The organism is Pseudomonas gessardii, from assembly GCF_001983165.1.
Lineage (GTDB): Bacteria > Pseudomonadota > Gammaproteobacteria > Pseudomonadales > Pseudomonadaceae > Aquipseudomonas > Aquipseudomonas gessardii.
Map to the genome: position 1 here is coordinate 74851 of NZ_MNPU01000012.1, position 13817 is coordinate 88667.

The 13817-nt window shown below is 60.8% G+C and carries 10 protein-coding genes and 3 tRNA genes; 7 read left to right on the forward strand and 6 right to left on the reverse strand.

The features are described from left to right. Window positions 1-11: 11 nt before the first annotated feature. The 3 genes from preA to hydA all read right to left on the reverse strand — a co-directional run bounded on the left by preA (window position 12) and on the right by hydA (window position 4239). Window positions 12-1286, reverse strand: coding sequence for an NAD-dependent dihydropyrimidine dehydrogenase subunit PreA (gene preA / locus BLL38_RS11095; protein WP_076962617.1), 1275 nt, complete (start codon window positions 1284-1286; stop codon window positions 12-14). Then, window positions 1287-2654: an NAD(P)-dependent oxidoreductase gene (locus BLL38_RS11100; protein WP_076962618.1), complete on the reverse strand. Its 1368-nt coding sequence runs from the start codon at window positions 2652-2654 to the stop codon at window positions 1287-1289. A gap of 145 nt (window positions 2655-2799) precedes the next feature. Next, window positions 2800-4239: a dihydropyrimidinase gene (gene hydA / locus BLL38_RS11105; protein WP_076962619.1), complete on the reverse strand. Its 1440-nt coding sequence runs from the start codon at window positions 4237-4239 to the stop codon at window positions 2800-2802. A gap of 601 nt (window positions 4240-4840) precedes the next feature. On the opposite strand from hydA, the gene BLL38_RS11110 reads away from it, so the two are divergent. After that, entirely contained in the window at window positions 4841-6328 is a 1488-nt protein-coding gene (locus BLL38_RS11110) for an NCS1 family nucleobase:cation symporter-1 (protein ID WP_076962620.1), read from the forward strand. Between the two features lie 155 nt (window positions 6329-6483). After that, on the forward strand, window positions 6484-7764 hold the full coding sequence (locus BLL38_RS11115; RefSeq protein ID WP_076962621.1) for a Zn-dependent hydrolase: 1281 nt from the start codon (window positions 6484-6486) through the stop codon (window positions 7762-7764). A gap of 36 nt (window positions 7765-7800) precedes the next feature. Here the strand turns inward: BLL38_RS11115 and BLL38_RS31105 are convergent, their stop codons facing one another. Beyond that, window positions 7801-7959: a hypothetical protein gene (locus BLL38_RS31105; RefSeq protein WP_162843712.1), complete on the reverse strand. Its 159-nt coding sequence runs from the start codon at window positions 7957-7959 to the stop codon at window positions 7801-7803. A gap of 211 nt (window positions 7960-8170) precedes the next feature. On the opposite strand from BLL38_RS31105, the gene BLL38_RS11120 reads away from it, so the two are divergent. Next, window positions 8171-8857 (forward strand): hypothetical protein, encoded by a 687-nt coding sequence (locus tag BLL38_RS11120; protein ID WP_076962661.1) that lies wholly within the window; start codon window positions 8171-8173, stop codon window positions 8855-8857. A gap of 48 nt (window positions 8858-8905) precedes the next feature. Here the strand turns inward: BLL38_RS11120 and pbpG are convergent, their stop codons facing one another. Next, on the reverse strand, window positions 8906-9829 hold the full coding sequence (pbpG, locus tag BLL38_RS11125; protein ID WP_076962622.1) for a D-alanyl-D-alanine endopeptidase: 924 nt from the start codon (window positions 9827-9829) through the stop codon (window positions 8906-8908). A gap of 566 nt (window positions 9830-10395) precedes the next feature. Between pbpG and BLL38_RS11130 the strand changes: the two genes are divergently transcribed. Then, window positions 10396-12021, forward strand: coding sequence for a methyl-accepting chemotaxis protein (locus tag BLL38_RS11130; RefSeq protein WP_076962623.1), 1626 nt, complete (start codon window positions 10396-10398; stop codon window positions 12019-12021). A 276-nt stretch (window positions 12022-12297) separates the two neighbouring features. Here the strand turns inward: BLL38_RS11130 and folD are convergent, their stop codons facing one another. Continuing rightward, on the reverse strand, window positions 12298-13152 hold the full coding sequence (folD, locus tag BLL38_RS11135) for a bifunctional methylenetetrahydrofolate dehydrogenase/methenyltetrahydrofolate cyclohydrolase FolD (protein WP_076962624.1): 855 nt from the start codon (window positions 13150-13152) through the stop codon (window positions 12298-12300). 280 nt (window positions 13153-13432) lie between these two features. On the opposite strand from folD, the gene BLL38_RS11140 reads away from it, so the two are divergent. From BLL38_RS11140 to BLL38_RS11150, 3 genes are all read left to right on the forward strand, one after another. Next, window positions 13433-13509 (forward strand) — tRNA-Arg (locus BLL38_RS11140). 32 nt (window positions 13510-13541) lie between these two features. Then, window positions 13542-13617: transfer RNA gene (locus tag BLL38_RS11145), tRNA-His, on the forward strand. 58 nt (window positions 13618-13675) lie between these two features. Further along, window positions 13676-13760 (forward strand) — tRNA-Leu (locus tag BLL38_RS11150). Window positions 13761-13817: the final 57 nt, after the last annotated feature.

Here is a 13817-nt window from a genome sequence, read left to right on the forward strand (position 1 = left end):
GATTTAAAAGGCTACACCGCCTCTCGGTAGGGGTTGCGTGGATCCTGGGTCCAGTTCAAAAACGGCTTGCCGGTGTCCATCGGCACCATCTCGATGCAGTCCGCCACCGGGCAGGTGATCTGGCACAGGTTGCAGCCCACGCATTCGTCGTCGATCACTTGATACACGTGGGTCCCATCGGCCTGCTTGAGGCTGGCAATGGCCTGGTGCGAGGTGTCTTCGCAGGCAATATGGCAGCGCCCGCAGCCGATGCACGCCGCCTGGTCAATCTTGGCGATCACCTGGTAGTTGATGTCCAGGTATTTCCAGTCTGTGGTGTTGCCCACCGCGCGCCCGGAAAAGTCCTGCAGGCTCTTGTAGCCCTGGCTGTCCATCCACCGTGACAAACCATCCTTCATCTCGTCGACGATGCGAAAACCATGCAACATCGCCGCCGTGCACACCTGCACCGCGCCGCAGCCCAGGGCGACGAACTCTGCGGCATCGCGCCAGTTGCCGATGCCGCCGATCCCGCAGATCGGCAGGCCCTGGGTCTGGGGATCGCGGGCGATTTCAGCCACCATGTTCAAGGCAATCGGCTTGACCGCCGAGCCGCAGTAGCCGCCGTGGGTGCTCTGGGTGCCGACGATCGGCAGGGCGACCATGCGCTCCAGGTCGACGCTGGTGATGGAGTTGATGGTATTGATCAGCGAGACCGCGTCAGCCCCGCCGCGATAGGCGGCACGGGCGGCCACGCGGATATCGGTGATATTGGGCGTGAGCTTGACGATCACCGGCAACGAGCAATAGGTCTTGCACCAGCGCGTCACCTGTTCGACGTATTCCGGCACCTGGCCCACCGCCGCGCCCATGCCCCGTTCCGGCATGCCGTGGGGGCAACCGAAGTTCAGTTCGATGCCGTCGCAACCGGTGGCTTCCACCCGTGGCAGGATGTTTTTCCAGGACTCTTCGATGCATGGCACCATCAGCGACACGATCAGGGCGCGGTCCGGCCAGTCCTTTTTCACCTGGGTGATTTCTTGCAGGTTGATTTCCAGGGAGCGGTCGGTGATCAGTTCGATATTGTTGATACCCAGTACTTCGCGGTTGGCGCCAAAGTGCGCCGAATAGCGGGACGAGACGTTGACTGCCGCCGGGTCCTCGCCCAGGGTTTTCCAGACCACGCCGCCCCAGCCGGCTTCAAAGGCGCGCACCACGTTGTAGGCCTTGTCGGTGGGGGGCGCGGAGGCCAGCCAGAACGGATTGGGGGCTTTGATGCCAGCGAACACAATCGATAGATCGGCCATTTACGCAGCCTCCACAGTGAGCATGAGTTGAGCGTGCATGGCCTCGGCGGCCAGCTTGCCGTGCTGCACGGCCTGGACGGTGAGGTCTTGCCCGAGGCTGACGCAATCGCCACCGGCATACACGCCGGGGATGCTGGTTTGCAGCTGTGCATCGACAAAGATCCGCTCGCCCTGGCGTTGCAGTTGCTGGGCCAGGGGGTCGTGCAAGGCCTGCTCGTCAAAGCCTTGGCCGATGGCCTTGAAGATCGCATCCGCCGCCAGCTCGAAGGTGTCGCCGGTGGTGTGTAGGCGGCCATTTTCCAGGCGTGTGCGGGCAAAGCGCATGCCGCGTACCTGGCCCTGGTCGTCCAGCAGCACAGTGTCGGGTTGGGCCCAGGTCAGCAGGCGGACCTGGTTGGCTTTGGCGATATCTTGCTCATGGCCAGTGGCGCCCATGTCGGCAAGCCCGCGGCGGTAGACCAGGTTGACATCGCGTGCGCCCAGGCGCGCCATTTGCACGGCCATGTCGATGGCGGTGTTGCCAGCACCGAGCACGATGCAGCGGTCGGCCAGGGGCAGTTGGCTGAGGTCGTCGGCCTGGCGCAGTTCGCGGATGTAGTCGGTGGCGGCGAGCAGGCCGGGCGCGTCCTCGTGGGGCAGGCCCAGGTGTTTGCTGGCGGCCAGGCCCAGGCCGAGGAACACCGCGTCGAATTGCTGGTGCAGGTCGCTCAGGCTCAGGTTGTCGCCCAGGCGCTGGCCGTGGCGGATTTCGATGCCGCCGATCTGCAGCAGGAAGTCCAGCTCCTGCTGGGCGAAGTCATCCACCAGTTTGTATTTGGCGATCCCGTATTCATTGAGGCCGCCGGCCTTTTCCCGGGCCTCGAAAATCACCACGTCATGCCCATGCAAGGCACTGCGATGGGCACAGGACAAACCCGCAGGCCCGGCGCCGACCACCGCGATACGCTTGCCGGTCGCGGCGGCGCGCTGGAACGGGTGTTGCTCGAAGTGCGCGTTGTCGATGGCATAGCGTTGCAACAGGCCGATCAGCACCGGGGCGCATTCTTCGCTGTGGTTGCGTACACAGGCCTGCTGGCAGAGGATTTCGGTCGGACAGACCCGGGCACAGCTGCCGCCGAGGATATTGGCCGAGAGGATTTTCTGCGCCGCGCCCTGGACGTTGTCGGTGTGGATATTGCGGATAAACGACGGGATGTCGATTTCGCTGGGGCACGCGTTGACGCACGGCGCGTCGTAGCAATACAGGCAGCGCGAGGCTTCCAGGTGGGCCTGGCGGGCATTGAGGGGCGGTGCCAGGTCGGTGAAATGGCTGGCGAGGGTCGCCCCGTCTTCGTCGGGGTGGGGGAGGTGGTTCAGGGTCTGGATCACGGTAATGGCCTCACGGTTTTTTTGCCTCTGGCGGGCATTGGTTTTTTGTTGCCTGTGCGGGCTTCATCGCGGGCAAGCCCGCTCCCACATTTGATCGGGTTCATATCTCAATGGGTGGGAGCTGGCTTGCCTGCGATTGGCTATGTCAGCGGTTTACGGCGACTGGCCTGGAATGCTCGGCCCGCTTGCGCAACTGCTCGAACACCGGCGGATACGCCGGCCGCTCGACATAGCGCCCGGCACCGCGCTCGGCGCGCAAATCGCCATCGACCCACACCAGCCGGCCCTGGCTGATGGTGTGGCTGGGCACGCCGCGTACGGTCTTGCCTTCAAAGATGTTGAAGTCCACCTGCTGGTGGTGGGTCTTGGCCGAGATGGTCCGCGTACCCTGGGGATCCCACAGCACCAGGTCGGCATCGGCACCGACGCGGATCGCACCCTTGCGCGGGTAGAGGTTGAAGATCTTCGCGGTGTTGGTGGAGGTCAGTGCGACAAACTCCTGCATCGACAGGCGCCCGGTGTTGACCCCTTCGTCCCACAGCAACGCCATGCGGTCTTCGATGCCGGCGGTGCCGTTGGGGATCTTGCTGAAGTCGTCACGCCCGGCAGCCTTTTGGTCGGCACAGAAGCAGCAGTGGTCGGTGGCGGTGGTGTGCAGGTTACCCGCTTGCAGGCCACGCCACAGTGCGTCTTGATGCCCGCGGGGGCGGAAGGGCGGGCTCATCACGTAGCCCGCTGCGGTTTGCCAGTCGGGGTGCTGGTACACGCTGTCGTCCAGCAGCAGGTGCCCGGCCAGGACTTCGCCATAGACCGCCTGGCCCTTGGCGCGGGCATAGGTGATTTCGTCGAGGGCTTCCTGGGTCGAAACGTGCACCAGGTACAGCGGCGTGCCGAGGGTTTCGGCGATGCGGATTGCACGGCTGGCGGCTTCGCCCTCCACTTGCGAAGGCCGGGACAGCGGGTGGGCCTCGGGCCCGGTGATGCCCTGGGCCATCAGCTTGCGTTGCAGGTGATACACCAGCTCGCCGTTCTCCGCATGCACGGTGGGCACCGCGCCCAGTTCCAGGCAGCGCTCGAAGCTGGCGACCAGGGTGTCGTCGGCGGCCATGATCGCGTTCTTGTAGGCCATGAAATGCTTGAAGCTGTTGATGCCGTGGTGGCTCACCAGCTCGGCCATTTCCTCGCGCACCTGTTCGCTCCACCAGGTAATCGCCACATGAAACCCATAGTCGGCCGCCGACTTCTCGGCCCAGCCGCGCCACTGGTGGAAGGCCTCCAGCAACGACTGCTGCGGGTTGGGAATCACGAAGTCGATGATCGACGTGGTCCCGCCCGCCAGGCCTGCTGCCGTACCGCTGAAAAAGTCCTCGCTGGCCACGGTGCCCATGAAGGGCAGTTGCATATGGGTATGGGGGTCGATGCCGCCGGGCATCAGGTATTGGCCGCTGCCATCGAGTATCTCGGTGCCGGCGGGAATATCCAGGCCAGTGCCAATGGCGCGGATTAGACCGTCTGCGCACACTACATCGGCGGTATAACTTTCATCATGGGTAACAACGGTGGCGCCACGGATCAACAGAGACATGCCGAGTTCCTCAGAGGCTTGACCGGCTTATGCCAGTTCTAAGTGTTGTAGTGCTGCTCACGGTGCAAGGTTTATTCTTGTCACAGGTGATAGGAATAGAAACTAGCCCGAGTCTTTGGAATGATCAAGATTATTTTTTATAAGCATATATTTATAATAAGTAGATGATTTTTAAGGATAAAAATTAAAAGTCACCAAAATGTAGCGGCCTCTCACCCTTTTGACGCACTTGACAGGTTCCCAATATGAGCAACATTTTCTATTGCAAATCAGACGCTTGAGAGTTGCCTCTTGACGGGAGGCCGTAATAAAAATAATTGTGTTGCACCAGATTGAGTCCTGATTGTTCGGACAACTTCTGCGTTATTTGGCCTGAGTAACGTTGAAAGTGACGTGGGACTTTTCGGTGCTGTAGATAAAACTGATAAACATCAGTTGGTTATATAAGCGGTACGGATGGGTTGACGGTCTACGGCACGGTAATTGAGTGCGCTGCCGGTGGGCCGGGTCCGTGATGTCATGTTGTCCATGCGGGACTGCGGCCATCCAGCGTTGAGCGCTGGATGAGCAACAATAATTCGAAAAAAACCGTGGAGCAGCCATGCAACAGAACAGATCGCAAGTCATCGAACGCGACGGCCTGTATGAACTCGACGCCGGCAGCGACGTGCTCGACAGCCCCCGTTACAACCACGACATGGCGCCGACCAAGGTGCACGAACGAACCTGGAACAAGTGGCACATCACCGCACTGTGGGTCGGCATGTCGATCTGCGTGCCGACCTACACCCTGGGCGGGGTGCTCACCGCGTACTTCGGCTTGTCGGTGGGCGAGGCATTGGTGGCAATCCTGCTGGCCAATATCGTGGTACTCATCCCCCTGACGCTCAACGCGTTTCCCGGCACCAAGTACGGTATTCCGTTCCCGGTGCTGCTGCGCTCGTCCTTCGGCATTCTCGGCTCCAATGTGCCGTGCCTGATCCGCGCCCTGGTGGCCTGCGGTTGGTTCGGGATCCAGACGATGTTCGGCGGGCTGGCGATCCACCTGTTCCTCGGCTCGATTTTCGAGGGCTGGAAGAGCCTGGGCGGCACCGGCGAGGTGATCGGCTTCATGATCTTCTGGGTGTTGAACCTGTGGGTGGTGCTGCGCGGCGCCGAGTCGATCAAATGGCTGGAAACCCTGTCGGCACCGCTGCTGGTGGCGGTGGGCATCGGCTTGCTGGTGTGGGCGTTGCCCAATGTGTCGCTCAGCGAATTGATGGCGATCCCTCCCAAACGTCCCGAAGGCGCGAGCCTGACAGGCTACTTTATGGCCGGGCTGACTGCGATGGTCGGTTTCTGGGCCACCTTGTCCCTGAATATTCCTGATTTCAGCCGTTATGCCAAAAGCCAGAAAGACCAGATCCTGGGGCAGATTTTCGGCCTGCCGCTGACCATGTTCCTGTTCGCCGCCTTGGGTGTGATCATGACCGCCGCCTCGGTGAAACTGGTGGGGGTCAGCGTCTCCGACCCGGTGACCCTGATCGGGCATATCCAGAGCCCGGTGTGGGTGGCGGTGGCAATGGCGTTGATCATCATTGCCACGCTGTCGACCAACACGGCGGCGAATATTGTCTCGCCCACCAATGACTTCCAGAACATTGCGCCCAAGCTGATCAACCGCACCACCGCCGTGGTGCTCACCGGCCTGGTGGGGCTGGCGCTGATGGCCCACGAGTTGCTGAAAAAACTCGGCCTGATCGTGTCCGATGTCAGCCTGGAGACCGTGTATTCCAACTGGTTGCTCGGTTATTCGAGCCTGTTGGGGCCGATTGCCGGGATCATGGTGGTGGACTATTTCCTGATTCGCCGCCAGCAACTGGACCTGGCGGGGTTGTACCGTGATGACGTGTACCCGGCGTGGAATACGGCGGGGTTTATCGCGTTTGGTGTGCCGGTGGTGCTGACCTTGCTGTCGCTGGGCAGCGATGCCTTCAGTTGGTTCTACAGCTATGGCTGGTTCACCGGCTCGGCGTTGGGCGGGGTGTTGTATTACGGGCTGTGCGCCAAACGCAAAACCAGCCCTGTCGCCGCCAAGACATCCCTGTAAGCGATGTGGAATGCAATCAAATGTGGGAGCGGGCTTGCCCGCGATAGCGGTCTTTCAGGCGACATCTACGGTGACTGACACATCGCCATCGCGGGCAAGCCCGCTCCCACATTTGGACCGCGTCAATCATAAGAAAACTGCCTGAGGAGATCCCTATGAACGCTGCCATCGACGTTCTGCAATCCACCCATCAGCACATCAATCGCGACCGCCTGTGGCAGTCGTTGATGGACCTCGCCCAGCTTGGCGCGACGCCCAAGGGCGGGGTGTGCCGCCTGGCCCTGACCGACCTGGACCGCCAGGCCCGCGATCTGTTTGTGCAGTGGTGCGAGGCGGCGGGGTGCACGGTGACCATCGATGGCGTGGGCAATATCTTCGCCCGTCGCCCGGGGCGCAATCCGGCATTGCCGCCGGTGATGACCGGTAGCCATATCGATACCCAGCCCACGGGCGGCAAGTTCGATGGCTGCTTCGGGGTGTTGGCGGGGGTGGAAGTGCTGCGCACCCTTAATGATCTGAACGTGCAGACCGAAGCGCCGCTGGAGGTGGTGGTGTGGACCAACGAGGAAGGCTCGCGCTTCCCGCCGTGCATGATGGGCTCCGGGGTGTTCGCCGAGAAATTCACCCTGGAAGACACCCTGGCCAAGACTGACGCCGAGGGTGTCACGGTGGGCGCTGCGCTGAATGCGATTGGCTATGCGGGCACCCGGCCGGTCAGTGGGCATCCGGTCGGGGCTTACTTTGAAGCGCATATCGAACAAGGTCCGATCCTTGAAGATCAACGCAAAACCATCGGCGTGGTGCTGGGGGCCCTCGGCCAGAAATGGTTCGACCTGACCCTGCGCGGCGTCGAGGCCCATGCCGGCCCGACCCCGATGCACCTGCGCAAGGACGCCCTGGTGGGCGCCTCGGCGGTGGTTGCCGCGGTCAACGCCGCTGCACTGGGCCATCAGCCCCATGCCTGTGGCACGGTGGGGTGCCTGCAAGCCTACCCCGGCTCGCGCAATGTGATCCCCGGTGAAGTGCGCATGACCCTGGATTTTCGCCACCTGGAGCCGGCGCGCCTGGATTCGATGATTGCCCAGGTGCGCCAGGTGATTGACGAGACCTGCGCCAAGCACGGGTTGACCTTCGAGATGGTGCCTACCGCCGATTTCCCGCCGCTGTATTTCGACAAGGGCTGTGTCGATGCCGTGCGCGAGGCGGCCAATGGCTTGGGGTTGTCCAACATGGATATCGTCAGTGGTGCCGGGCACGACGCCATTTTCGTCGCCGAGCTGGGGCCGGCGGGCATGATATTCGTGCCCTGTGAAGGCGGGATCAGCCATAACGAAATCGAAAACGCCGCCCCGGATGACCTGGCGGCGGGGTGTGCGGTGCTGCTGCGGGCGATGGTGGCGGCGTCGGCGGCCGTGGCCCGTAAGCCTGCGGCCTAGATCGGTAGGCGCCAGTTTTCCGGCTCCTGGAGTGGCTTAGGCGTGATGCGCGACCGGCTTGCGGGCCTTGGCGCGCGTCGCGGCCTTGGGCGGTGGATGGCGGCGGCGGGTCACACGCAGCACCCCCCACAACATGGCGCTGGCGACGGTCAGCCAGCCAAGTACCAGCAGGAAAATCGTGGTTGTCAGGCTCATAAGTGCCTCCTTTGCCCTGTGCAGGGCACATACGGTCTTTGCAATGGACAGTCTAACCGCCAAGCGGCTGCGTGCTATTGACCAATGGTCGTGTATGTCCAACTTGTTTGCTCTATACCGGGTTTTTTACTGCGGCCCAAGGCTATACCCGCGTCCGCGAGCGCCCTATGATCAACGCCCCAGCCCGCAGATGATCAAGAGAGTGAAGAAGTTGCGTTTACGGTCGAACCTCAAAAAATCCTTGCTGGCGGCAGCGTGCATCCTCGGATTGGCCGCGTGTGCCGGGCACCCCACATCCTCGAAAATCCAGGGCTTGCCCGAGCGGGTAGAGCTCAACGGCGTGCCGGCGTTTCGCGGTGACACCTACCAGGGTGGTCCGGCAGCCCTGGCCAGCATGCTGTCGCAACAAGGCATTGTGATTACACCAGGCTTGCTGGATAAGCCATTGCGCCTGCCGGGCGGGGAAGCTGACCTTGAGCGCAATATGCAGGCACTGGCGCGGGAGTACGGGATGCTGGTGTATCCGCTGGATGCCAAGCTGACCGCGCTGTTGGCGCAGGTGGCGGCGGGGTACCCGGTGATGTTGCGGATTACCGAAGGCTCGACGCTCTGGGCCGAACCGCGCTATGCGGTGCTGGTGGGCTTTAACCAGCAGAACAGTACAGTGGTGTTGCGAGTGGCCAGGGACCGGCGCCGCGCAGTGGCGTTCAGCGACTTCGCGTCCGCTTGGAAAAGCGCCGGGCAATGGGCGGTGCTGGTCCAGCGGCCAAGCCAGTTGCCGGCCAATCTGGATGCGGCGCGCTGGCAGCAGGCGGCCAACGCAACGGCCCAGGCCGGCCAGGAGCAAGCGGCGGCCCAGGCGCTCAAAGTGATGGCCGAAAGGCCGAAGCAGCCCTAATGCAAACGGCGCCCGAGAGCGCCGTTTTTTGTGCCGGTCAGTGGTGTCTTAGCGCGACTGGGCGACCCCGGTCTGGCGGGCCTTGAGGTTCTTGTCAGCCTTGTATTGCAGGGCCACGTCCGGCACCGAGCCGCTCTTGCCGGTTTCAATCCACTTGCGAATGCGGCTGGCATCGGCAAAGTGCGTGAACTTGCCGAAGGCATCGAGGATCACCAACGACACCGGGCGATTGCCCATGCTGGTCACCAGCACCAGGCAGTGGCCGGCCTGGTTGGTGAAACCGGTCTTGGTCAGCTTGATATCCCAATTGGCCCGGTTGACCAGGTGATCGGTGTTGGAAAAACCCAGGGTGTAGCTGGGCTTGCGGAACGACACGGTTTTTTCCTTGGTGGTGCTCAATTGCGTGAGCATTGGGTACTTGCGTGCGGCCTGCACCAGCTTGCTCAAGTCACGGGCGGTGGACACGTTATGGATCGACAGGCCGGTGGGTTCGACATAGCGGGTGCTGGTCATGCCCAAGGCCTTGGCCTTGGCGTTCATCGCAGCAATAAACGCCGCATAGCCGCCCGGATAATGGTGGGCCAGGCTGGCGGCGGCACGGTTTTCCGAGGACATCAGGGTGATCAGCAACATCTCCTTGCGCGGCATCTCACTGTTGAGCTTGACCCGCGAGAACACCCCTTTCATTTCCGGGGTGTCACTGATGTTGATAGAGATGTACTCATCCATATTCTGCTTGGCGTCCAGCACCACCATACCGGTCATCAACTTGGTGACGGAGGCAATCGGCACCACCACGTCGGGGTTGCTGGCGTAGATCACCTTGTTGGTTTGCAGGTCGACCAGCATCGCGCTGCCCGAGGCGATGTGCAGTTGCGAGGTGTCCCGTGGGGCCAGGGTGGTTTCGCTGGCGTTGGCGACAGTGCCTGCGAATGCGAAGAACAGGCTGACAAGAGAGAGATGAATTTTCACGCGGATGAACTCGCTAAAAGATAGAAAAATACCGGGGGCGACCGGTTTTATGAAAAATGACGTTACATTTTAGGAGTATGGATCAGAAAGCGATAGAGAGCCTTTAAATAAAGGCTGTAAGGCGATGATGGGTGTAGCGCTACGGTGTCGTCCATCACACCTGCTATCGAGCGGGCTAAAAAAACACGCCAACGGAACGGTTTTATGACAGTGCCTGAACTAGATTGATATCTAAATGATATCAATTATTCAGGCTTGCTGGTCCCGCTTGTGGATTTCAGGTTCTCATGTCAGAAAAAATCAAGGCGGCAGCGGCGTTGTTCAACTTTACTGATGCACGTTGCCGAGGCTGCGCCCATTTTCGGGCGGTATCCGACCCAAGGTGGCGGGGCACTGAGTCGCGCAGGCGTAAACAAGTGTGTTGCAGATGAAGAGGGCAGGTATTGACGATGCCTTGCTAGAGGCTGCGCTAACCAAATTGTTGGGTTGCTTACAGCTTCGGGCATCTTGGTCGATAGCCTGGAATGACAGCAGTGACGTACCGACCTTTCTAAGAGAGATAAAAAATGAACGTCAGGACTATAAACCTTGCTCCAAGGTCTGCCATCTTCTTCTCGCTCATTGTCCTGGTGGTTTTTGCTCTGGGCATTGTCGCCTTGATGCAAATGGACAAGCTTCGAGACGCGGAGCAGGATGTCGAAACTAATTGGATGGCGAGCATCCGTGAGATCGGCAAGATGCAGGCAGGTGTCTTGCGCCTGCGTCTTGAAAGCATCCGCATCACTGTGACTACCGACGAGCAAGTGCGCCAAACGCGCATCGCTTCGTTGGGTGGCTACCGTAGTACGCTACAGGGCACCATCAGCAATTACGTCCCCTTGATTACCGGGCCGGCAGAGCGTGAGCTCTACCAGGCGGTGGCCACCGATGTGCAGCAGTATTTCAAGCTAGTGGATGAGCTGGAACCGTTGCTGCGAAGTGGCGACAACGCCGCAGCCATTAGCCTGATCAATACCCGCATCAGCCCGATGACCAACGCCCTGCAGGAAAAGATGGACAAACTCTCGGCCTTTAACGAGGAGGGTGCGAAGCGTGCAGGCCTGGATGCCGCCTCGATCTACAGCAACGGCGTAACGTTGGTGATTGGCCTGCTGGTGGTGACCGTAATGCTCACCGTAGTACTGGCTACGGTGTTGACCCGTAGCATTACCTCGCCTATCAGCGATGCCCTGGCCGTGGCCGAGCGCATTGCCGGTAGCGACCTGTCCCGGGAGATTGGGGTCAGTGGTCGCGATGAAGCCGGCCGCCTGCTGGCTGCCTTGGCGAAGATGCAGAGCAACCTGCGGGAAACCATCGCCAGTATCGCTGACTCTGCCACCCAACTGGCGTCGGCCTCTGAAGAAATGACCGCTGTGACCGAAGATGCCAGCCGTGGGCTGGTGCGGCAGAACGATGAAGTCAATCAGGCCGCCACCGCGGTGACCGAAATGAGCGCTGCGGTGGACGAGGTGGCACGCAACGCCGAAGCCGCCGCCCAATCTTCGCGAGAGTCCATGGCATTCACCCACTCGGGTATCGAGAACGTGGCGCAGACCCTCAAAGCCATCGAAAGTCTGGCCAGCAACGTGGCGAGTACTGGGGATCAAGTCAAGGCCTTGTCCGGCAGGGCCCAGGACATCAGCAAGGTGGTCGAGGTCATTCGCGCGATTGCCGAGCAGACCAACCTGCTGGCGCTGAACGCAGCCATTGAAGCCGCCCGCGCCGGCGAGCAAGGTCGTGGGTTTGCGGTGGTTGCTGATGAAGTGCGGGCCCTGGCCCACCGCACCCAGCAGTCGACCCAGGAAATCGAACAGATGATCAGCGCGATTCAGAGCGATTCGACCCACGCAGTGAGTGCCATGAGCGTCAGTGCTCAGATGGCCAGCAGCTCAATCTCCGTGGCGCAGAGCGCCGACCTGTCGCTTAAGCAGATCGCCGAGGCCATCACCCAGATAAACGAGCGCAACCTGTTGATCGCCACCGCCTCGGAAGAGCAGGCACAGGTGGCCCGCGAGGCCGATCAAAACCTGACCAGTATCCGCGAACTATCAGTCCAGAGCTCGGCGGGCGCCAGTCAGACCGCCAGCGCCTGTGGTGAGATGGCCGGCCTGGCGATTGAACTGAATCGCTTAGTGGCGCGCTTCAAGGTCTGACATGGCCTGTGCCTGCTTGTGGTAGGCCTTGAGGAGGAAGTATGACGCTAACCACTATAGGGTTATGGGGGCTTCATTCTCGGAAAAGCGCAGCGTACTGTGCAAGTTGCGGCTATTGCTTGGCTGTGACGGCCAAGGTGGGTGTACGTCACCAGGCTTGAGCAGAGGCTATTGAACAGGCCTAAAAAATCCGCAGCCAGAGATCTGGCTGCGGATTTCTTGAGAGCCCCGGCGTAATCTCGAAGGCTTAAGCGAGCAGCATTGCGTCCTAAGGTCTCAGCTATGCAGGGTTTCAGCCGCGTACAGCGTATTTTCCAGCAGGCAGGCACGGGTCATCGGGCCTACACCGCCCGGTACCGGGGTAATCCAGCCGGCGCGGGGCAGGGCGGTTTCGTACACTACATCACCGACCAATTTGCCGTCGTCCTGACGGTTGATGCCGACATCGATCACGATCGCGCCTTCCTTGATCCACTCACCCTTGACCAGGCCCGGCTTGCCGGCGGCGACCACTACCAGGTCGGCGCGGCCAACGTGGCCCGCCAGGTCCTGGGTGAAGCGGTGGGTGACGGTCACGGTGCAGCCGGCCAGCAGCAACTCCATGGCCATCGGGCGGCCAACAATGTTGGACGCGCCCACGACCACGGCATCCAGGCCGTACAGGTTCACGCCGGTGCTTTCCAGCAGGGTCATGATGCCCTTCGGTGTACAGGGGCGTAGCAGGGGAATGCGCTGGGCCAGGCGACCGACGTTGTAAGGGTGGAAACCGTCGACGTCTTTGTCGGGGCGGATACGCTCCAGCAGCAGGGAGGCATCCAGATGCTCCGGCAGTGGCAATTGCAGGAGGATGCCGTCGATGTTCGGGTCGTCGTTGAGGCCGTCGATCAGGTCGGTCAGGGCCTGTTGGGTGGTGTCGCAAGGCAAGTCGTAGGCCTTGGAAATAAAGCCGACCTCTTCACAGTCTTTACGCTTGTGCGAGACATAAACCTGGGAGGCGGGATCGCTGCCGACCAGGATCACCGCGAGCCCCGGCGTGCGCAGCCCAAGCTTGCGACGCTCGGCGACACGTTTGGCGATCTGCTGGCGCAGGCTGGCGGCGATTGATTTGCCGTCGATAAGTTGTGCAGTCATTACGCGTGATTAACCATCGAGAGGGGGAGGAAAAGTGCGCGCATTCTCGCACGCCAGGACGTGAGGGCAAAGGCGCTTGGTCTGTAAATTCCCCTAACCCCTTAAATAAAATGAATTTTTTTCAAAAAAGATTTGACGGCCCCTGGGGGCGTCTATACTATTCGTCGCACTTGTCGGGCACAGCCTAGCACTGGTTAAGAAGGTCGAGCGCAATGGCTGTTTTATTGTGTAAGGCTGGAAGCATTTAGTTTGTAGTCCTCCAAGAGTACAGATTAATCAGGCGCCCGTAGCTCAGCTGGATAGAGCATCCGCCTTCTAAGCGGATGGTCGCAGGTTCGAGTCCTGCCGGGTGCGCCATTAGGCAGCTTTGGCACAAGTAGCGCAAGATGGTGGGCGTAGCTCAGTTGGTAGAGCACGGGATTGTGACTCCCGTTGTCGAGGGTTCGATCCCCTTCGTCCACCCCATATTTGAAAAGGCGCCAGATTTAACGGTCTGGCGCCTTTGTTTTAAAAGCTTCAAGCCGCGGATGTGGTGGAATTGGTAGACACACTGGATTTAGGTTCCAGCGCCGCGAGGCGTAAGAGTTCGAGTCTCTTCATCCGCACCAAATACAGCGTCACCCTTGCCATGGGCTGGGTTGGTGCTCAACAGAGAAGGCGATTGG

What these genes read in the sequence shown, in the direction of transcription:
- preA (WP_076962617.1), bottom strand. Translation starts at nt 1,286, where the DNA reads ATGGCCGATCTATCGATTGTGTTCGCTGGCATCAAAGCCCCCAATCCG.
- hydA (WP_076962619.1), bottom strand. Translation starts at nt 4,239, where the DNA reads ATGTCTCTGTTGATCCGTGGCGCCACCGTTGTTACCCATGATGAAAGT.
- BLL38_RS11110 (WP_076962620.1), top strand. Translation starts at nt 4,841, where the DNA reads ATGCAACAGAACAGATCGCAAGTCATCGAACGCGACGGCCTGTATGAA.
- BLL38_RS11115 (WP_076962621.1), top strand. Translation starts at nt 6,484, where the DNA reads ATGAACGCTGCCATCGACGTTCTGCAATCCACCCATCAGCACATCAAT.
- BLL38_RS31105 (WP_162843712.1), bottom strand. Translation starts at nt 7,959, where the DNA reads ATGAGCCTGACAACCACGATTTTCCTGCTGGTACTTGGCTGGCTGACC.
- BLL38_RS11130 (WP_076962623.1), top strand. Translation starts at nt 10,396, where the DNA reads ATGAACGTCAGGACTATAAACCTTGCTCCAAGGTCTGCCATCTTCTTC.
- folD (WP_076962624.1), bottom strand. Translation starts at nt 13,152, where the DNA reads ATGACTGCACAACTTATCGACGGCAAATCAATCGCCGCCAGCCTGCGC.